The sequence below is a fragment of the Allobosea sp. GW822-FHT03F07 genome, assembly GCF_058801345.1.
On the sequence record NZ_JBXAND010000001.1, the window covers coordinates 880461 to 900733 of the forward strand.

Here is a 20273-nt window from a genome sequence, read left to right on the forward strand (position 1 = left end):
GGCGTGGATGCTCGCCGCAAGGGCGAGCATGACGCTGCGCCCGCGACTCACCGCGCGGCCGAGATGACTTCGCGGCGCCACCTGTTGTTCCACTGGTCGCGGACCTTGAGGATGTCGTTCCAGTCGACCGGGATCATGTTGGCGCGGCTTTCGGGCGCCGCCGCCGTGCGCGCCACGGCCTTCGGGTCGATCTGCGCCTGGGCGTTGGTCGGCGCGTAGAACATCCGCTCGGTGAAGGCCTTCTGTGCGGATTGCGAGAGCGCGTGCCTGACGAAGGCAGCGGCGGCCGCACGGTTCTTCGAGCCCGCGGTCAGGTTGATCGTGTTGATCTGGAAGACAGAGCCCTCGGGCGGCAGCAACGTCCCGATCTTGCCCCCCGACTGGTCGCCATAGAGTTGCGAGCGGGCGTTCCAGCCGGTCGCGACCTTCACCACGCCGTTGAGGATCAGCGAGTAGCCGTCCGGATTGGGCTCGAAGGTGTTGACCGAGGGGGCGAGCTCCTTGAGCCGCTTCATCGCCGCATCGATCGACTTGCGGTGATCGCCGCCCTCCATCTTCTCGACCATGGCGGTCAGCGCCAGGCCCTGGATGTTCGGCGGGGCCGAGAGCGCGATCTGGCCCTTGAGGTCCGGCCGCCAGAGATCGGCGAGCTTGGCGAGCGGCGGCGTGAGGTTCTGGGTGTCGTAGACCAGCACGAGATGGTCGAACGTCACGGCCGGGCCGAACTCGCCGCCGGCCGCGCGGGCTTCCGGAGCCAGTTCGTCCAGAACCGGGAACTCCGCCGGCGTCAGCTTTTCGAACAGGCCCTCGATGTTGCCGATGCTGGAGGTGGTGACGTCCATGATGACGACGTCGATCTGCGGGTCGGCCTTCTGGGCGCGAACCGAGCCGACCATCTGCGCCGAGGTGCCACCCGGTGCGTAGTTGACCTTGACGCCGGGATTGGCGGCCAGGAAGGGCTCGATCACCGCCTTGGTGTAGTTGTCCTGGAAGATGCCGGCATAGGACATCAGCGTGATCTGCCCGCTCAGGCTTTGCGCCCGCAGCACCGCCGGCATGGCGATGGTGGCGAGACCCGTCTGGAGAATGAGGCGGCGTGTCGGCATGGGGACCTCCTGTCATTGGCGCGTTCGCGGGCGGATGAAGAAACGGCGCCGCGGAGGCCGCGGCGCCGTCATGGTCAGGCTTCGACCTTGCTGGCGAAATGCGCGATGAAGCGGGCGCAGATGTCGGTCAGCTTCTCGGTCAGGGCGGCGCCGGTCTCTGCCGAGCACAGGCGGGGATCGCCCTTGGCGACGCCGAGATTGTAGGTCTCGTCATATTCGTTGGGCATCGCGACCTCGTGACCCTCGAAGCTCGCCAGGCCGAGTCCGGTGAACTGCAGGTCGAGCACCGGGTCCTTCTTCAGCGGCTTGCCGTCCGGGATCAGGTCCTTGCGGATCAGCTCGGGGAAGAGATGCAGGCCGATCGAGGTCAGCGGGTCGGAGCCGTGGCCGGCGACGGCCGCCGCCTTGTCCGCGCCGCCGAGGATGCCCGGCAGCAGGCCGTAGCCGATGCGCCAGAGATAGAGGCTCGGCAGCACGATCTGCTCGCGCTGGTAGAGTTCGCGCGCGACCTCCGAGATCGGGCCGACATTGCCGCCATGGCCGTTGATCACGATGATCCGGGTCAGGCCGTTGCGATGCAGCGAGTCGATCATCTCGGCGATGACGGTGGTCAGCGTCGCCTGCGAGATCGCGATGCCGCCGACCATCGGACCGAACCAGTCGGCGCCGCCGAAGGGCAGCACGGGGGCGACCACGGTGCGCGTGCCCGCCTTGGTGGCGCGGATCGCGGCGAGCTCGGCGATCTTCTCGGCGAGCAGGTAATCGCCCATCGGGGCATGCGGCCCCTGATCCTCCTGGCTGCCCATCGGCAGCAGGATGATCGGGTTCTCCTTGTAGATTTCGCGGGCCTCCCCGCCCGTGATGGTCCCCATATGGACGAGGGGATCTGTCTTGGCAGCCATGGGCTTGGTCCTTGCTGGTTTGGATTACGTTGAGATCAGCGGCCGGCGGTGCGCGGATCGAGCGCGTCGCGAAGGCCGTCGCAGAGCAGGTTCATGGCGAGAATGGTCAGCGTCAGCGCGGCGCAGGGCCAGACCAGCAGCAGCGGGGCCTGCTCCATGGTGGCGCGTGCGCCCCTGATCATCAGCCCCCAGGACGGGGCCGGCGGCACGACGCCGAGACCGAGGAAGGAGAGCCCGCTCTCCAGCACGACCGCCGCCGCGACCGCGAGCGAAAGCTGGACGAGGATGGGGCCTGCGATGTTGGGCAGCACCGTGCGTAGCAGCAGGTAGGAGGGACGGGCGCCGAGCGCGCGCGTCGCCTCGACATAGTCTCTGCCCTTCACCGAGAGCACCTCGGCATGGGTGACGCGGGCGAAGCCCGGCAAATAGAGCACTGAGAGAACGAGGATGAGCGTCGCCGCGCCGGGGCCGAGCAAGGTCACGACCAGCAATGCGAGCAGAATCGGCGGAAAGCACAGCACGATGTCCATGCTGCGCACCGACAGGAAGGCAGCCGCGCCCTTTCCCCAGCCGCCGATCAGCCCGAGCAGGACGCCGATCAGGCCTGCCGTCAGCGCCGAAGCGAAGGCGACGGTGAGGCTCGTCCGTGCACCCCAGACCAGCCGCGAGAAGACGTCACGGCCGAATTCGTCGCGGCCGAGCCAGGAGCCCGCCATCGGCCCGGCGAGCCGGTTGGCGACGTCCTGCCGGATCGGGTCGGGCAGGGGAAAGAGCGGCGCGCAGAGCGCGGCCAGAACGATCAGCGCGACGAAGCCGCCGGGAAGCCAGAGCCGTTTCATGCGTGTGCCACCCGCGGGTCTAATGTCGCGTGGATGATCTCGACCAGGAGATTGATCAGCAGGAACAGCACCGAGATCGTCAGGACGATGCCGACCACCATCGGATAGTCGCGGCCCTCGACGGCGCGCAGCAGCGGCGTCGACATGCCCGGCCAGTTGAAGACGTATTCGACCAGCACCGTGCCGCCGAGCAGCGTGCCCATATGCAGGCCGAGCACGGTGACGACCGGGTTCAGCGCGTTGCGCAGGACATGGACGAAGATCACGCGGTTGGGCGACAGTCCCTTGGCGCGGGCGGTGCGGACATAGTCGTTGGCGAGCGCATCCAGCATCGCGGCGCGCGTCATTCGGAACAGCACCGCGGCGAGGCCCTTGGCAATGGCGATGGCCGGCAGGGTCAGGAGTTTGAGATGCTGCGTTGGATCCTGCGAGAAGGCGACGAAGCCGCCAGCCGGCATGATCCGCAAGGTCTGGGCGAAGAGCAGGACCAGCAATGTGCCGACGACGAAGACCGGCACGGCCAGCAGCAGAGCCGTGACGCCCGAGGCGAAACGGTCGAACCGGCCGCCGCGATCGAGCGCGGCATAGACGCCGGCCGGCACGCCGACGAGGACGGCGATGAGCGTCCCGGCCGCGATCAGCTCCAGCGTGCGCGGCAGGCGCAGTGCGATCTCGCTGAGCACGGGATAGTCGTCGACCAGCGACGTGCCGAGGTCGCCGCGCAGGAGGTTGCCGATGAAGGTGGCGTATTGAGCGAGGATCGGCCGGTTGAGGCCGAGCTTCTCGCGCAGCTCCGCCACCGATGCGGGGTCGGGCGAGACGCCGCCGGTCGAGAGCAGAAGCTCGGCCGGGTCGCCCGGCACCATGTGCAGCGCCAGGAAGACGATCGTGGCGACGAGCCAGGCGAGGCCGATGACCGTCGCCAGCTTGCGCGCGAGCCAGGCGGCGCTCATCCGAAATAGGTCTCTTCGAGCATGTTGCCCGAGGAGTTCGAGAGCGCGCCGGGCAGGTTGGTGAAGCCCATCACGCCCTTATCCATGCCGTAGCCTTGGCTGCGCCAGGCCAGACCGACCAGCGGCACCTCCTCGAGGGCGGCGCGCTGCATCTCCTTGTAGATCTCGACCCGCTTGGCCTGGTCGAATTCGGCGCGGCCCCTGGCCAGCGCCGCGATCGTCCGGGGCGCGTCGACCTTGAAGGAGCGGCCATGGCTGGGCGAGAGCGTGGTGTCGAGCACCACCGTCAGCCCGTCCGGGTCGTTGTTGTCGGAGGAGACGCCGTGGATCGCCATGTCGTACTGTCCGCGCGAGCCGCGCGAGACGCGCGTCGACCAGTCGGGAAGCTGCAGCTCGCACTGGATGCCGATGGCGGCGAGGTGCTGCTGGACGATCTCGGCGGTGTCCTTGTGCATGCCGAACTGCGCGGTGGCGAGCAGCGTGGTCTGGAAGCCGCTGCCGAAGCCGGCTTCGGTCAGCAGCGCCTTGGCGCGGGCCGGATCGTAGTTCCAGCCATGGGCGAGCTCCTTGTCCCACCAGGGCGTGCCCTCGACGATCGGTAGGCCTTCGAGCGGCTTGCCGCGGCCGAAGAAGGCGACCTTGACGATATCCTCGCGGCGTACGGCATGGGCGACGGCACGGCGCACGCGCGGGTCGTTGAAGGGCGGCTTCGTGCCGTTGAAGAGCACGTCCATGAACGGCCCCTCCTGGCTCAGCAGCTTGAGTCTCGGATCGGCTTCGACCGCGGCCATCGACTGCCAGGGGACGTATTCGATCATGTCGACGTCGCCGGACTGCAGCGCCGCATAGCGCAGGTTCTCGTCGGCATAGACGACGAACTTGATGCCTTTCAGCTTGGGAATGCCGGGCTTGTAGAACTTGTCGAACGCCGCGATCTCGACCGAAGAGCCGCGCTCCTGGCCGACGAGGCGGAAGGGGCCAGCGCCGATCGGCTCGGCAGTCGTCGATTTCCGCGACAGGATGAAGGTGTTGTAGTTGCCGAACCAGCTCGGCAGCGTCGCCTGCGGCGTCTTCGTCACCAGCCGGATCGTGGCCGGGTCGGGGATATCGACGCGCTCCACGCTCTGGAACTGCGAACGCATATAGGCGGTCGATTTCTCGCTGGCGATCTGCTCGATCGACCATTTCACGTCCTCGGCGGTGACCGGGTCGCCATTATGGAAGAAGCAGCCGGGCCGCAGCTTGAAGACCCAGGCGCCGTCGCCGTCGAGCGACCAGGAGGTCGCGAGTTCGCCGCGCAGATTGCCGTCCGGGCCGTAGGAGACCAGGCTGCGATGGATCAGCATCTTGACCGTACCAGCGGAGGCGCCGGTCGAAACCCAGGGCTGAAGGTTCGGCGGGAAGGCGGAGAGCCCGTAGCGCAGGATGCCGGCAGCGCGCTGGGCGCGGGCAGGGCTGGAGAGGATCGGCAGGCCCGCGACGGAGGCGGCCATGCCGGCCCCGAGCACAGCGCGGCGTGAAATCAGGCGTGAGTCCGTCATGGGTTTTCTCCTCGCTGTCGTCGTGTCGCCGATGCGCTTGATGCGTCTGTCCGGCGTCCCCGTTCTGGCAAGAAGAGCGCCATTCGCGTCCGTGTGCCAGTCCTCTGGCGCATGCTTGTCATGCGTCGCGTATACGTGATGGATTTTTGATGTCGGCGCCGGAACGGCTTAAGCTCGGACCGAAACACTCATGTGGAGGTCGCAGGCGGTGAATGTCATGACGCCGTTGCCGGCGCAGGAAGCAGAGGGGCGGCCGGCGCGCGAGCGCGTCTACGCCTATGTCCGCGAGCAGATCCTGCGTGGCGTCTTCGCAGGCGGCTCCTTCATCGAGGAGGAGGAGATCTCGTCGGCGATGGGCGTCTCGCGCACGCCGGTGCGGGAGGCCTTCCACCGCCTCGAGGCGGAACGCTTCATTGATCTCCTGCCACGCCGGGGCGCGCTCGTGCGGCAGGTTACGGCGCAGGAGCTCGCAGACCTCTACGAAACCCGCCGCATGATCGAGGGCTATGCGATCGCGCGGATCTGCCGCGAGAAGATCGAATTGCCGGCGAGCATGGAGGCGATCCTCGACCGGCTCGACGAGATCGCCGGCAGCGACCATTTCGCCCGGGTCGAACTCAATCGCGAGTTCCATTTCGCGATGGTGCAGGCCCTCGGCAACGAGGTGTTGTCGGAACTGTATCAGTCGCTGGGTGCGCGACAGCAGCGCGTGGCGATGCGCGCGCTCGCGGCCGATCCCGGCCGGATCGAGCGCATCCGGCGCGAGCACCGCGATTTCATCGCCGCCTTGCGCGCCCATGACGAAGTCCGCGCGCGCGCCGTGCTCGACGAGCATCTGCGCCCTGTCACGGGCGTCATCTCGCGGCTCCCTGGCTATGTGCTGACCGGCGGGGCCGACGAAGGGGCGTGATCGGTCAGCGCCGCCGGTTGGCGGCTGCGGGATCGGCCGCGAAGGTCGCGACCGACATCGTCGGCAGGTCGAAATAGTCGCGCGTTGTCACGTAGCCATGGCCGCCCATGCGGCCGATCGCATCGAGCGCTGCCGGATCGACATGGAGATTGCCGGCATCGACTGTATCGGCCCTGAAATGCGCGTAGACGACCTCGCCGAGGATGATCTCGCGCGAATTGCCGATGCCGAGCGTCGTATGGTGGCGGCATTCGAAGGCGGCCGGCGCCTGGCCGATCCAGGGGCAGGGCACCTTGACGCCAGGCATGGCGATGAGGCCGGCGGCAGCCAGCTCGTCCGTCCCCGGCTCGAACGGCGTCGCGCAGATGTTCATGCCTTCGATCAGCGCATCCGAGACGATGTTGACGGTGAAGGACAGCGTTTCCCGGACATTGCGGCCGGTGTCCTTCTGCGCGCCGGTCGGGCGGTATTCGACGCCGAGCGCGAGGATCGCCGGGTCGGCGGAGAGGCAGTTGAAGAAGCTGAACGGGGCGGCGTTGACGATGCCTCTGGCGTCGACCGTCGTCACCAGCGCGATCGGGCGCGGCACGACCGCGCCGATCAGGAGCTTGTAGCGCTCGCGCGGGGTGAGGCTGGCGAAGTCGAAGGTCACGGCCTTCGCCGTGTCGCCCGCCGGGGCTGTCATGGTCGGCGCGTCGGTCACGGGGGCGTCAATCCTTCGCTGAGGGCATAGGGGGCCAGCACCTCGCGGATGTCGCGCTCGCCGCGCGGCGTCAGCAGGGCCCGCGTCACTACGGCCTGGAGATGATGGTCCATCAGATGGGCTGCATGAGCGGCGTCGCCGGCGCGCAGCGCCTCGATCAGTTGCCGGTGCTCGGAGACGGCGCATTCGGAGGAATGCGGCCGGCCATAGATCGCGAGGATCAGCGAGCAGCGCGACGAGACCTCCTGGACATAGCGCAGCAGGAGCGCATTGCCGGTCATCTCGGCGAGCTTGATGTGGAACTCGCCGGCCAGCCGGATCGATTCCGGCCCGTCGCGGCCATGCGCCTTTTCTTCGAGCCCGACATGGGTCTCTAGTTCGGCCGCCTGCGCCGGGGTCAGATTGCCGGCCAGCGTCTCTGCCACCATGCGTTCGAGGCCGCGGCGGACATCGAAGACGTCGCGCGCCTCCTCCAGGGTCGGATAGGCGACGGAAGCGCCGCGATTGGGCTTGAGCTCGACCAGGCCCTCGACCGCCAAGCGGCCGAAGGCCTCGCGCACCAGCGTGCGGCTGACGCCGAGCTGCTCGCCGATCGAATCCTCAGGCAGCTTCATGCCGGGCTTCAGCGCCTGCTCGATGATGGCGCGGCGCAGGGCCTTGTAGACCGATTGCGCGCGCTGCCCCGGTTGGCGGCTCTCCGACATTTTCGCCGACATCTTGGCCCGTCTTTTCTCTGGTTCAGCCCTTTGGGGCTCACTCCATGTCACGGGATTCGGCTCCGCTCCAGTTTTCCGCTTGTCTTCAATTATCGTATACAATACGCTCATTCAATCGCATGCAAGAATGATTATCAATCGCACACCGACTGCCGCAAGAATCGCCAGAACGGTCGAAAATGCAGCAGCCACGAAGGCAATCCGCGCAGGCGCCACTGATGCTGCCTCCGGTCTCGCAGGGGAGAGAGTGACGATGAAGCCGGGCCTGACACGCAAGAACCGTCTGACGAGGACGAACTGGCTGCTTGCGGCGGCTGCCGCGTTCGCGTTGAACGGCGCGGCCGAAGCGAAGACGCTGAAATGGGGCGCTGCGCGCGAGATCGCCTCGCTCGATCCCTATTCCTTCGGTGAGACCTTCACGCTCTCGGTGCTCAACCACGTCTATGAAGGGCTGGTGCGCTATACCGGCGATCTCAAGATCGAGCCGGCGCTGGCCGAGAGCTGGGAGACGGTGTCGCCGACGGTCTGGCGCTTCAAGCTGCGTCAGGGCGTCAAGTTCCACAATGGCAACCCGTTCACCGCAGACGACGTCATCGCCTCGCTGGAGCGCGTGACGCACGACACCTCGCCGCTCAAGGGCAATTTGCCGGCCTACAAATCCTCCAAGAAGATCGACGACTTCACCGTCGAGATCGAGGTCAACGGACCTTATCCGCTGCTGCTCAACGACCTGACCAACATCTTCATCTTCGACAAGGAGTGGATGGAGGCGAACAACAGCCTGCTGCCGACCGACTCCGGCAAGGGCGTGAAAGGCTACGCCACCGACAACGCCAACGGCACAGGGCCGTTCTCGGTCGAAAGCCGCCGCGCCGATTCCAAGACCGTCTATGTCAAGAACGCGGCCTGGTGGGACAAGCCGCAGCACAATATCGACCGGATCGAGTTCACGCCGATCACCTCCGCCTCGACCCGTGTCGCGGCCCTGCTCTCCGGCGAGATCGATTTCACCAATGTCGCGCCCTTGCAGGATCTGCCCCGGCTTTCGGCCTCGCCCGAGGTCAAGGTTCTGCAGACCAACGAGCTGCGCTCGGTCTTCTTCGCCTTCAACCTCAGGGACACGCTGTTCGAGAGCGATGTGAAGGACAAGAACCCGCTCAAGGACATCCGCGTCCGCGAGGCGCTCTATCGCGCGATCGACATCGACGCCGTGCAGAAGCGGGCGATGCGCGGCCTGTCACGGAACACAGGCGCGCTCGTCGCGCCGGCTATTCCCGGCTATGAGCCCTCGCAGGACGTGCGTCTGCCCTTCGATCTCGACGGCGCCAAGAAGCTGCTCGCGGCGGCCGGCTATCCGAACGGCTTCTCCTTCCAGTTCAACTGCCAGAGCGACAGCCTCGTGAACGAAGAGGAGTTCTGCCAGGCGGTCGCCTCGATGTGGTCGCGCGCCGGGCTGAAGCCCAATCTGAGTCTCGCGCCGCGCAGCCAGCAGGCACCCAAGCGGGTGAAGGGCGATTTCGACGTCATCTCCTTCGGCTGGGCCAATGAGCCGATGATCGACGCCTATTCGTTGCTGGTGCAGGTCCTGCGCTCCAAGAGCGGCACGGGCGGCGTGTTCAACTGGGGCAATTGGGGCGATCCGCGCATCGACGCGCTGATCGACAAGGCCGGGGTTGAACTCGATACGCCCAAGCGCATCGCGATGATGAAGGAGGCGCTGAAGATCGCCAAAGCCGAGCACCTGTTCGTGCCGCTGCATCAGCAGCCGATGGCCTGGGCGATGCGCTCGACGGTCGCGAACACCGTGCAGGCCTCGGACAACAAGCCGCGCCTGTGGCTGACGACGATGAAGTGACGGGTTCCGGTTCTCCTGGGCCTTCGTCTCACGCGTCCGTCATCCCGGACGAAGCGAAGCGTCGATCCGGGATCCATGCCTGAACGGTTCCGGCATGGATCCCGGGTCTCCCTTCGGTTGCCCGGGATGACGCTGCGGAGAGCCGAGCCTGAAGTCCGCCCCTCCAGACGGAGCCCCCCATGCCGGCCTTCCTCCTCAAGCGATTGCTGAACGCGGCCGGCGTGATGCTCGCGGTGGCGTTCATCGCCTTCTTGATCTTCCGATTCGTCGGCGATCCGGTCGAGCTGATGCTGAACGAGCAGGCGAGCCAGGCCCAGCGCGACGCGCTGCGCGCAAGGCTCGGTCTCGACAAGGGCTTCCTGATCCAGTTCGCGACCTTCGTCGGCAATGCGCTGCGCGGCGATTTCGGCATCTCCTATCGCAACCAGCAGGAGGTGTTCACCCTGATCGCGGAGCGTTTCCCGGCGACCTTCGAACTGGTGCTGGTCGCGACCTTCCTGTCGCTGGCCATCGGCATTCCGCTGGGCGTCTATACCGCGATCCGGCGCAACAGCCTGCTCGCCAAGGCGCTGCAGTTCATCTCGGTGCTCGGGGTGTCGCTGCCGAGTTTCGCGCTCGGCATCCTGTTCATCCTGGTGTTCTCGGTAACGCTGCAATGGCTGCCGGCCTTCGGGCGTGGCGATACGGTGCAGATCGGCTGGTGGAGCACGGGGTTGTTGACGGCTTCGGGCCGCAAGGCGCTGATCCTGCCGGGCGTCACGCTCTCGCTGTTCCAGATCACGCTGGTGATGCGGCTGGTGCGAGCCGAAATGCTGGAGACGATGCGGACCGACTTCATCCGCTTCGCCCGGGCGCGGGGGCTGACCGCGCGGGCCGTCAATTTCCGACACGCGCTGCGCAACTGCCTGATGCCGGTCATTACCGTCACCGGCCTGCAGATCGGCAATCTGATCGCCTTCGCGCTGGTTACCGAGACGGTGTTCCAGTGGCCGGGGATGGGGCTGCTCTTCGTGCAGGCGGTGACCTTCGTCGATATCCCGGTGATGGCGGCCTATCTGATCGTGGTCTCCTTCATCTTCGTTTCGCTCAACACGCTGGTCGACCTGACCTACGCCTATGTCGATCCACGCCTGCGCGAGGACGCATTGTCGGGAGCCGCGAATGCTCGCTGAAAAGGAGACAGCCCGGAAGCCGTCACGGCTCGCCCGCTTCCTCGACAGTGACATCGGCTGGAGCTTTCGCCGGACGCCAGCCGCGTGGCTCTCGGCGCTGGTGCTGGCGCTCCTGATCCTGAGCGCGTTGTTCTGCCCGCTGATCGCGCCGCAGAACCCGCATGACCTCTCGCAGATCTTCATCGACAAGGCAGAGATCCCGCCGATCTGGTCGGCGGATGGCGAATGGCCCTTCCTGCTCGGCACCGACCCGCAGGGCCGCGACGTGCTCTCGGCGATCCTCTACGGCACGCGGGTCTCGCTGGTCATCGGCTTCGCGGCGGTGCTGGTCTCGATGACGCTCGGCGTGACGATCGGGCTGATCGCGGGTTTCCATGGCGGGCGCATCGACAATCTGCTGATGCGGCTCGGCGACACCGTGCTGTCGATCCCGACGCTGCTGATGGCGATCCTGGTCTCGGCGATCTTCCGCGAATTGCTGCCACCGGCCCTGCGCGAGCCTTTCGCCGCCGTCGTGCTGGTGATGTCGATCTCGCTGACCAACTGGGTGCAGTATGCCCGCACCGTCCGTGCCTCGACCATGGTCGAGCGGCGCAAGGAGTATGTGCTGGCGGCGCGCATCATCAAGGTGCCGGCGGTCAGGATCATGGCGCGCCACATCCTGCCGAACACGCTGACGCCGGTGATGGTGGCCGCCACGCTCAATCTGGGGCTGGCCATCCTGTCGGAAGCGACGCTGTCGTTCCTCGGCGTCGGCATGCCGATCACCCAGCCTTCGCTCGGCACCCTTATCCGCATCGGCAACCAGTATCTGTTCTCGGGCTCCTGGTGGCTGGTCGTGTTTCCGTCGCTGCAACTGGGGCTGATTGTTCTGAGCGTGAACCTGCTCGGCGACTGGCTGCGCGATGCGCTGAACCCGAAACTCCGCTGACAAGAAAAACCAAGAGGAAACGCCTGCGATGACCGCCTCCCTGCTGCTGCGCAATGTCCGCCCCTATGCCGGTCCTGCCGTCGACATGCTGATCGAGAACGGCAAGATCACGCGCATCGCCGCGGGCATCGAGGCGCCGGCGGGTGCCGCGGTCGAAGATGGCAGGGCTGAGATCGTCATTCCCGGCCTCGTCGAGGCTCATACCCATCTCGACAAGAGCCTGTGGGGCCTGCCCTGGTACAAGAATGAAGTCGGCCCCAAGCTGCTCGACAAGATCGACAACGAGCGCGAGAACAAAAAGCGGCTGAACATCGACCCGGCGCGCCAGTCGGCCCGGCAGTCGATCCAGTCCTCGCTGATGGGCTCGACCCATATCCGCAGCCATGTCGATGTCGATACCGAGCACGGGCTCTGGGGCGTCGAGGGCGTCATGGCGACGCGCGACGGCTATCGCGACATCATCGACATCGAACTCGTCGCCTTCCCGCAATCGGGGCTGCTGCGCCGGCCGGGCACGCTGGAGCTGATGGATCAGGCGATGAAGGCCGGCTGCGAGATCGTCGGCGGGCTCGATCCCTGCGCCATCGACCGCGATCCGAAGGGACATCTCGATGCGGTCTTCGATCTCTGCCAGCGCTATGGCAAGCCGCTCGACATCCATCTGCACGAGCCAGGCGAGATGGGCATCTTCTCGTCGGAGCTGATCTGCGAGCGGACCCGCGCGTTTGGCATGAAAGGCAAGGTCACGATCAGCCATGCCTTTTGCCTCGGAGCCGATCCGGCGCTGGTCGATCCGCTGATCGAGCAGCTCGCGGAACTCGACATCGCGATCATGACGACGGGACCGGCGAGCCGCCCGGCCCCCCCGGTGAAGAAGCTGCTCGCGGCCGGCGTGCGCGTCTGCTCTGGCAATGACGGCATCCGCGACACCTGGGGCCCCTATGGCAATGCCGATATGCTGGAGCGGGCGATGTTCGTCGGCTTGCGTAACAATCTGCGCCGTGACGACGAGTTGAGGCTGGCGCTCGATGTCTGCACCACGGAAGGCGCGAAGGTCATGGAGATCGCCGGCTATGGCGTCAGTGAGGGCGACACCGCCGACCTCGTGATCCTGCCCGGCGAGACGTTGGCGGAGGCGATTGTCACGCGTTCGCCCAAGCGCCGCGTCGTGAAGCGCGGCAAGGTCGTCGCCCGCGACGGCGTCTCGATCAGGACGGCTCCATGAGCCTGCAGCCGGCCAAACGTCCCGAGGGGCGCATCCTGCTGACGGCGCGCTGGCTCGTCGGCCATGCGCAAGGGCGTCATCGCCTCTACGAGAATGGCGAGATCGTCTTCGAGGACGGGGCGGTGATCTTCGTCGGCCACGGTTTTCCCGGTGAGGTGGCGAGCCGGATCGACTATGGCAACGCCTTGATCGGGCCGGGCTTCGTCGATCTCGACGCGCTCTCTGACCTCGATACGACCGTCCTGGCCTATGACAACCAGCCGGCCTGGAAAAAGGGCCGGGTCTGGCCGCGCTCCTATCTCGAGGCCGGTCCGTACGAGATGTACTCGCGCGAGGAGCTGGCCTTCCAGAAGAAGCACGCCTTCGCGACGCTGATCCGCAACGGCATCACCACCGCATTGCCGATCGCCTCGCTGTTCTACCGCGCCTGGGGCGAAACGGTGCAGGAGTTCGAGGATGCGGCGGCGGCGGCGGCCGAACTGGGCATGCGCGCCTATCTCGGCCCTGCCTATCGCACCGGCAACCAGCTGGTCGAGGCGGACGGGCGCATCGTCACCCATTACGACGAGGCGCGCGGGCTCGCGGAACTCGATGCGGCGATCGATTTCGCGCGGCGCCATAATGGTGCGGCGGGTGGGTTGATCCGAGGCATGTTCGCGCCCGACCGGATCGAAACCGCGACTTCCGAGCTGCTGCGGCGGACGGCGGCGGCGGTTCGCGAGCTCGACATCCCCGTGCGGCTGCATTGCTGCCAGTCCAAGATCGAATACGACCTCGTCCTCGCCCAGCACGGCATGAGTCCGCCGGAATGGCTGGCGAGCCTCGGCTTCCTGAGCGAGCGCTGCCTGCTGCCGCATGGCACGGTCGTCTCCGGTAGTCGCCTTGTCGATCGCCCTGGGCGCGACCTTGAGATCATCCGCGATGCGGGTGCGGCGATCGTGCATTGCCCGTTGGTCTCGGGGCGGCACGGCAATGCGATCGATCATTTCGGCCGCTATCGCGAGATGGGACTGAAGATCGGCATGGGGACCGATACCAGCCCGCCGGACATGATCATGAATCTGCAGGTCGGGATGATCCTCGCCCGGACCATGGCCGGCAGCGCCGGCGCGGTTCGCTCGGAGGACTACTACGATGCCGCCACGGTGGGAGGGGCCGATGCGCTGGGGCGGCCCGATCTCGGCCGCTTGCAGCCGGGGGCGCGGGCGGACATCACGGTGTTCGATCTCGACCGCCCGCATCTCGGCCAGGTGATCGACCCGATCCAGACCATGCTGCTCGCCGGCCATGGCCGCGATTTCTCGACCGTCGTCATCGATGGCCGCTTCGTGATGCAGGGGCGTGTCATCCGCGGCGTCGACGAAGCCGCCGACAATGCCCGTGCCCAGAAGCAGTTCGAGGGCGTGATGGCGCGCTATCCGGAACGGACGCTCGGCCATCCGCCGGCAGAGGCGATCTTCTCGTCGAGCTACCCGGTCGAGAGGGCAGGGGCATGAACGGGACCGCGCCGCTGCTTTCCGTGCGCGACCTGCGCATCGTCTTCGACGGCCGCCACGGCCCGCTGACGGCGCTGGACGGCGTCTCCTTCGACATAGCGCCGGGGGAAATCCTCGGCGTCGTCGGGGAATCGGGTGCCGGCAAGTCGCTGACCGGCACGGCCGTCGTCGGCCTGCTCGACCCGCCCGGCCGGATCAGCGGCGGCGAGATCCGGCTCGATGGCCAGCGCATCGACAACCTGCCGCCGGAACAGATGCGCCGCCTGCGCGGGCGCCGGATCGGGGCGATCTTCCAGGATCCGCTGACCTCGCTGCATCCGCTGCTGACGGTCGGCGAACAATTGGTCGAGACCATCACGACACATTTGCCGGTTTCCGCCGCCGAGGCGCGGGCGCGGGCGCTGGCCCTGCTCAGGCAAGTCGGCATCCCCGCCGCAGAGACGCGGATCGACCAGTATCCGCACCAGTTCTCCGGTGGCATGCGCCAGCGCGTGGTGATCGCGCTCGCGCTCTGCGCCGAGCCGCAGCTGATCATCGCCGACGAGCCGACGACGGCGCTCGACGTCTCGATCCAGGCGCAAATCACGACGCTGCTGAAACGGCTCTGCCGCGAGCACGGCACCGCGATCATGCTGGTCACGCACGATATGGGCGTCATCGCCGAGACCGCCGACCGCGTCGCCGTGATGTATGCCGGGCGTGTCGTCGAGATCGGGCCGGTCGAGGAGGTGGCGCGACGGCCGCGCCATCCTTATACGGCCGGGCTGATGGCCTCGATCCCGAGCGTCCATGTCCGTCATGCCGAGCTGAACCAGATCGACGGCGCAATGCCGCGCCTCAATGCGATCCCGGCAGGCTGCGCCTTCAACCCGCGCTGCGGGCGGGTCCAGCCCTTCTGCCGCGAGCACAAGCCCGGCCTGCCGCAAGGCGCTCACGCCGCAGCCTGCCATTTCCCCCTGATGGAGGCCGCGCATGCGTCCGGATGAGGGCCTCGGCAAGGGTGTGGTCGCGACGGCCGAACCGATCCTGACCGTTTCCGCCGCCTCCTGCCGCTTCGACGTCTCGGCGCCGGCTCTGACCCGCCTGCTGTCGCGCCAGCCGCGCCGCATCCTCCGGGCGGTCGAGGATGTCTCCTTCACGGTCGAGCGTGGCACGACCTTCAGCATCGTCGGCGAGTCCGGCTGCGGGAAATCGACGCTGGCGCGCATGGTCGTCGGGCTGCAGCGACCGACGGAAGGGTCGCTGCGCTTCCACGACATCCGCCGGAGCGACGGCACGATCGGCCCGCCGCGCGTGCAGATGATCTTCCAGGACCCCTATGCCAGCCTCAATCCGCGCTGGCGCGTCGGAGACATCATCGCCGAACCCATCCGCGAGCTGAAGCTTCGCCCCGATGCTGCCTCGACGCAGGCGCGGGTCGGCGACCTGCTGGAAATCGTCGGCCTGTCGCGGGCCGATGCGCAGCGCTATCCGCACGCCTTCTCCGGCGGCCAGCGCCAGCGCATCTCGATCGCGCGCGCGCTCGCCACCGAGGCCGATTTCCTCGTCTGCGACGAGCCGACCTCGGCGCTCGACGTTTCCGTGCAGGCGCAGGTGCTGAACCTGATGGTCAGGCTGCAGAAGGAACTCGGGCTGACCTATCTCTTCATCAGCCACAACCTCTCGGTCGTCCGGCACATGTCGGACCAGCTCGCGATCATGTATCTCGGCCGCTTCGTCGAGACCGGCTCGGCCGAGGAGGTCTTTGCCCGAGCGAGGCACCCCTATACGCGGCTCCTCCTCGATACGATCCCCGATGTCGAGCGGCCGAACCGCGACCGCCAGCCGATGTCGGGCGAGGTGCCGAGCCCGATCGCGCCGCCGCCGGGTTGCGCCTTCCATCCGCGTTGCCCGAATGCGATCGAGACCTGCCGTGCCGAGGCGCCGGCGCTGCGGCCGATCGGCGGCGAGTTCGTCGCCTGCCATCTGGCCTGAGAGTCGTTGGGGACACTCAAGCCCTCATCCTGAGGAGCCGCAAAGCGGCGTCTCGAAGGATGCCTCCTGAAGCATCCTTCGAGACGCGATCTTCGATCGCTCCTCAGGATGAGGGCTCTTAGGGATTCAAAACGCTATCGGAGCGGCCCTCTCCGAAGACGGCTCCTATTCGTCGCATAGGAACTGTCTATTAGGCCGTCGGTCGCCGGCCGACTTATGGTCGAGGCAGACAGCCCGCGTCGTCATCCACGCGATAGCGACAGGCGACCGATCGCGCAGATTTGCAAAGCAGGATGCGCGGCGGGCGGGCTCGACGACCATAAAACAGGGGATCTGATCGATGGCACGTTTCGCAATTGCATCGCTTCTGGGCGGCGTCGCCTTGACGCTCATGGGGATGGCGGCGCAGCCGGCCCTTGCGGGCAAGGCCGACGACACGCTGAACGTCGCCTTCGCGCTCGAGCCCGAGGCGCTCGACACCTACAAGATCGCCGGGCGCGAGGGGCTGATCCTGGCCCGACACATCTATGACGGGCTGCTCTACAAGGATCTCGACACCGGCGAGATCAAGCCGGCGCTGGCCTCGGCCTGGCGGCTCATTGATCCGATGACGATGGAGTTCGACCTTCGCGAGGGCGTGACATTCCATAACGGCGCGAAGTTCAGCGCCGACGACGTCGTCTACACCCTCAACACCGTGCTCGACCCGAACTACGGCACGCGCTTCCGGATCTCGGTGGACTGGATCGAGAAGGTCGAGAAGGTCTCGGACTACAAGGTCCGGATCAAGCTGGCCAAGCCCTTCGCCGGCGCCATCGAGATGCTGGCCGACGCGCTGCCGATCTATCCCGCCGCCTATTTCAAGGAGGGTGGCTCGTCCGGCATGGCGGCGAAGCCCGTCGGCACCGGCCCCTACAAGCTCACCGAGATGACGCCGGGCATCCGCTATGCCTTCGAGCGCTTCGACGGCCATTATGCCGGCAGCCCCAAGGGCAAGCCTGCCATCGGCAAGATCGTAGTCCGCACCATCCCCGAGCTGAACACGCAGTTTGCCGAGCTGATGGCCGACAAGCTCGACTGGACCTGGCGCATTCCGCCCGATCAGGCAGCCCGGCTCGCCAGCCGCGTGCAGATCGTCAACGGGCCGATCATGCGCATTTCCTATGTCGGCATGACCGTGACGGGCAAGGGCAAGGAGCACCCGACCAAGAACGTGCTGGTGCGCCGCGCGATCAACCACGCGGTCAACCGCGAGGCCATCGTCAAGGCCTTCGCCGGCGGCGCCTCGCAGGTGCTGAACGCGGCCTGCAATCCCAAGCAGTTCGGCTGCGCGCAGGACGTCGTGAAATACACCTACGATCCCGCCAAGGCCAAGGCACTGCTCGCCGAGGCCGGTTTCGCGAACGGCATCGACATCGAGATGGTCTTCGCCGCGATGCCGCGCCCGGTTGCGGAAGCGGTGGCGTCGGACCTCGGCAAGGCCGGCATCCGCGTCACGCTGAACGAGCAGCAATACGCCGCCGGCGTGCAGAAATGGCGGGCGGGCGAACTGCCGGCGTTCTTCACCAACTGGGGCAGCTACGGCACCGGCGACGTCGCCTTCATCATCTCGAACTTCTTCGGCGGCGGCGCCGACGACATGGTGCAGGACAAGGAGGTCATCGATCTCGTCACCGCTGCCGACCAGGCGCAGGACCGGGCGCTGCGGCAGGATAACTATGCCAAGGCGCTGAAGAAGATCGCCGATCAGGCCTATTGGCTGCCGATGTACGACTTTAACATCAACTACGGCCTTTCGCAGTCGCTGGTGTTCAAGCCGCATCCGGACGAGTTCGCCCGCTGGTGGCTGTCGAGCTGGAAGTAGGCTTCGCACCTCGTCGAGCATCGTCATTCCGGACAAGCGGCGAAGCCGCGCCGATCCGGAATCCATCGTAGGGTTCACCGCTCTACGATGGATTCCGGGCCTCCGCTTCGCTCCGCCCGGAATGACGGAGCGGTTGGAACGCCACCGCGTTCGCAATCAGCCTCTGGACGAAAGACGCCATGCTGCCCTTCCTCACCCGCCGCCTGATCGTCGCAGCGCTCGTCGCGCTCGCGGTCTCCGGCATCGCCTTCGGCTTGATGTTCGTGGCGGGCGACCCCGCCGTCGTGCTCGCCGGCCAGGCGGGGCGCGCGCACGATGTCGAGCTGATCCGGCAGGCCTATGGGCTCGACCGGCCTTTCATCGTCCAGTTCGTTACCTGGCTGGGGCGGGCGCTGACCGGCGATTTCGGCACGAGCATCTATTTCAACCTGCCTGTCTCCGCGATCATCGGCGAGCGGCTGCCGGTGACGCTGGTGCTGGGCAGCGCGGCCTTCGTGCTGGCGATGCTGATCGCGGTGCCGCTCGGCATCCTCGCTTCGCTGAAGCCAGGCGGCTGGATCGATCGGTTCGCGCTGTTGCTGGCTGTGACCGGGCAGGCGATCCCGAGCTTCTGGCTCGGGCTGATCCTGATCGTCGTCTTCGGCGTCTGGTGGGGCATAGTCCCGATCTCGGGCACGGAAAGCTGGCAGGGCTTCATCCTGCCCGTCATCGTGCTGAGCTACTATGCGATGCCGGCGCTGATGCGGCTGACGCGAGCGGGCATGATCGAGGTGCTCGGCGCAGACTATATCCGCACCGCCCGCGCCAAGGGGGCGGCGCAGACGCGCATCCTGCTGGTCCATGCGCTGCGCAATGCCGTGCTGCCGTTGGTCTCGCTCGCCGCCGTGCAGTTCGGCCTGATGCTCTCGGGTTCGATCGTGATCGAGAGCGTCTTCGCGATCAACGGGCTCGGCCGCCTCGCCTGGGAATCGCTGCTGCGCAGCGACCTACCGGTGGTCCAGGCGATCATCCTGATCCTCTCGCTGGTCTATGTGACGCTGACCACCGCCGCCGACCTGATCAATGCCTGGCTCGACCCACGGCTGAGGAGCGCCTGATGACGGTGCTCGACCGAGATTCACCAGCCTTGCCCCATGTCCTGCAGCGCCGCCGGCTCTGGCGCCGGGTCCGGCGCGAGACCGGCATCCTCGTCGGCGGCGGCCTGCTCGTGCTGCTCTCCCTGGTCGCGCTGCTGGCGCCCTGGCTCGCTCCACACGACCCGATAGCGCAGGACCTGACGAAGCGCCTGCTGCCGCCATTCTGGCAGGCCGGGACCAATCCCGCGCATTGGCTCGGCACCGACCATCTCGGGCGCGACTATCTCTCCCGGCTGATCTACGGTGCCCGTGTCTCGCTCGGCATCGGGCTCGGCGTCACGCTCTGCGCCGGAGCGATCGGCACGATGCTCGGCCTGCTCGCCGGCTATTTCGGCGGCCGCACCGACATGGCGATCAGCTTCATCATCACGACGCGGCTGTCGCTGCCGATCGTGCTGGTCGCACTGGCCGCGGTCGCACTCGGCGGCGCCTCGCTTCAGACGCTCGCCATCGTGCTCAGCCTGCTGCTGTGGGATCGTTTCGCCGTCGTGGTCCGTGCGGCGACACAGGGGCTGGCCACCCGCGAATTCGTGCAGGCGACGCGCTCCTTCGGCGCCTCGCCTCTCTTCCTGATGCTGCGGAGCATCCTGCCGAACCTGCAGAACACGCTGATCGTGGTGGCGACGCTGGAAGTCGCCAATGTGATCCTGCTCGAGGCGGCCCTGTCCTTCCTCGGCCTCGGCGCCCGCCCGCCGACGCCGTCCTGGGGGCTGATGATCGCGGAAGGACGCGAGCAGATCCTGTTCGATGCCTGGCTGATTGCCCTGCCGGGCTCGGCGCTCTGCCTGCTGATCCTGGCGGTCAACCTGCTCGGCGACGGCGTGCGCGATGCGCTCGATGCCACGCGCGCCTGATCCCGATCCATCGGAGGACCAGCGGCACGCGCCCTGCATGCCGGATGCTGCGCCTGCGCGCGCGCCATCGCGGCGCGGCGGAGGCTGGCTTGCGAT

At 66.9% G+C, this 20273-nt stretch carries 18 protein-coding genes; 11 read left to right on the top strand and 7 right to left on the bottom strand.

Features of this window, described 5'->3' with window-relative positions; genetic code table 11:
• Positions 1-47 precede the first annotated feature (47 nt).
• From AC1RMY_RS04180 to AC1RMY_RS04200, 5 genes are all read right to left on the bottom strand, one after another.
• Complete coding sequence (locus tag AC1RMY_RS04180; protein WP_492862689.1) at positions 48-1106, bottom strand: extracellular solute-binding protein; 1059 nt, start codon at positions 1104-1106, stop codon at positions 48-50.
• 74 nt (positions 1107-1180) lie between these two features.
• Positions 1181-2008, bottom strand: coding sequence for a creatininase family protein (locus AC1RMY_RS04185; protein ID WP_492862690.1), 828 nt, complete (start codon positions 2006-2008; stop codon positions 1181-1183).
• A gap of 35 nt (positions 2009-2043) precedes the next feature.
• Positions 2044-2847 (bottom strand): ABC transporter permease, encoded by an 804-nt coding sequence (locus AC1RMY_RS04190; RefSeq protein ID WP_492862691.1) that lies wholly within the window; start codon positions 2845-2847, stop codon positions 2044-2046.
• A complete protein-coding gene (locus tag AC1RMY_RS04195) occupies positions 2844-3800 on the bottom strand; it encodes an ABC transporter permease (RefSeq protein ID WP_492862692.1) in 957 nt (318 codons plus the stop codon). The genes AC1RMY_RS04190 and AC1RMY_RS04195 overlap by 4 nt, the downstream gene beginning before the upstream one ends.
• Positions 3797-5341 carry an ABC transporter substrate-binding protein gene (locus AC1RMY_RS04200; protein WP_492862693.1) on the bottom strand — a complete coding sequence of 515 codons (1545 nt, stop codon included), beginning with the start codon at positions 5339-5341 and terminating at the stop codon, positions 3797-3799. The genes AC1RMY_RS04195 and AC1RMY_RS04200 overlap by 4 nt, the downstream gene beginning before the upstream one ends.
• A 217-nt stretch (positions 5342-5558) precedes the next feature.
• Here AC1RMY_RS04200 and AC1RMY_RS04205 point away from each other — a divergent pair, with 217 nt between their 5' ends.
• Positions 5559-6251 (top strand): GntR family transcriptional regulator, encoded by a 693-nt coding sequence (locus AC1RMY_RS04205; protein ID WP_492862694.1) that lies wholly within the window; start codon positions 5559-5561, stop codon positions 6249-6251.
• Positions 6252-6255: 4 nt separating this feature from the next.
• On the opposite strand, the gene AC1RMY_RS04210 is transcribed toward AC1RMY_RS04205, so the two are convergent.
• Both AC1RMY_RS04210 and AC1RMY_RS04215 read right to left on the bottom strand, forming a co-directional pair.
• On the bottom strand, positions 6256-6936 hold the full coding sequence (locus AC1RMY_RS04210) for a flavin reductase family protein (RefSeq protein ID WP_492863554.1): 681 nt from the start codon (positions 6934-6936) through the stop codon (positions 6256-6258).
• 14 nt (positions 6937-6950) lie between these two features.
• Positions 6951-7670: a GntR family transcriptional regulator gene (locus AC1RMY_RS04215; RefSeq protein WP_492862695.1), complete on the bottom strand. Its 720-nt coding sequence runs from the start codon at positions 7668-7670 to the stop codon at positions 6951-6953.
• Between the two features lie 253 nt (positions 7671-7923).
• Here AC1RMY_RS04215 and AC1RMY_RS04220 point away from each other — a divergent pair, with 253 nt between their 5' ends.
• From AC1RMY_RS04220 to AC1RMY_RS04265, 10 genes are all read left to right on the top strand, one after another.
• Positions 7924-9525 (top strand): ABC transporter substrate-binding protein, encoded by a 1602-nt coding sequence (locus AC1RMY_RS04220; protein ID WP_492863555.1) that lies wholly within the window; start codon positions 7924-7926, stop codon positions 9523-9525.
• A gap of 179 nt (positions 9526-9704) precedes the next feature.
• On the top strand, positions 9705-10697 hold the full coding sequence (locus AC1RMY_RS04225; protein ID WP_492862696.1) for an ABC transporter permease: 993 nt from the start codon (positions 9705-9707) through the stop codon (positions 10695-10697).
• A complete protein-coding gene (locus AC1RMY_RS04230; RefSeq protein ID WP_492862697.1) occupies positions 10687-11628 on the top strand; it encodes an ABC transporter permease in 942 nt (313 codons plus the stop codon). Before AC1RMY_RS04225 ends, AC1RMY_RS04230 begins: the two co-directional genes overlap by 11 nt.
• A 28-nt stretch (positions 11629-11656) precedes the next feature.
• Entirely contained in the window at positions 11657-12853 is a 1197-nt protein-coding gene (locus AC1RMY_RS04235) for an amidohydrolase family protein (protein ID WP_492862698.1), read from the top strand.
• Positions 12850-14349: an amidohydrolase family protein gene (locus AC1RMY_RS04240; RefSeq protein ID WP_492862699.1), complete on the top strand. Its 1500-nt coding sequence runs from the start codon at positions 12850-12852 to the stop codon at positions 14347-14349. Before AC1RMY_RS04235 ends, AC1RMY_RS04240 begins: the two co-directional genes overlap by 4 nt.
• Positions 14346-15335, top strand: coding sequence for an ABC transporter ATP-binding protein (locus AC1RMY_RS04245; RefSeq protein WP_492862700.1), 990 nt, complete (start codon positions 14346-14348; stop codon positions 15333-15335). Before AC1RMY_RS04240 ends, AC1RMY_RS04245 begins: the two co-directional genes overlap by 4 nt.
• Positions 15322-16323, top strand: coding sequence for an ABC transporter ATP-binding protein (locus tag AC1RMY_RS04250; protein WP_492862701.1), 1002 nt, complete (start codon positions 15322-15324; stop codon positions 16321-16323). The genes AC1RMY_RS04245 and AC1RMY_RS04250 overlap by 14 nt, the downstream gene beginning before the upstream one ends.
• A gap of 340 nt (positions 16324-16663) precedes the next feature.
• Positions 16664-18187: an ABC transporter substrate-binding protein gene (locus AC1RMY_RS04255; RefSeq protein WP_492862702.1), complete on the top strand. Its 1524-nt coding sequence runs from the start codon at positions 16664-16666 to the stop codon at positions 18185-18187.
• Positions 18188-18366: 179 nt separating this feature from the next.
• Positions 18367-19284: an ABC transporter permease gene (locus AC1RMY_RS04260; protein WP_492862703.1), complete on the top strand. Its 918-nt coding sequence runs from the start codon at positions 18367-18369 to the stop codon at positions 19282-19284.
• The gene (locus AC1RMY_RS04265; protein WP_492862704.1) at positions 19284-20177 is read left to right on the top strand and encodes an ABC transporter permease; all 894 of its coding nucleotides are present in this window, start codon (positions 19284-19286) and stop codon (positions 20175-20177) included. The genes AC1RMY_RS04260 and AC1RMY_RS04265 overlap by 1 nt, the downstream gene beginning before the upstream one ends.
• Positions 20178-20273 lie beyond the last annotated feature (96 nt).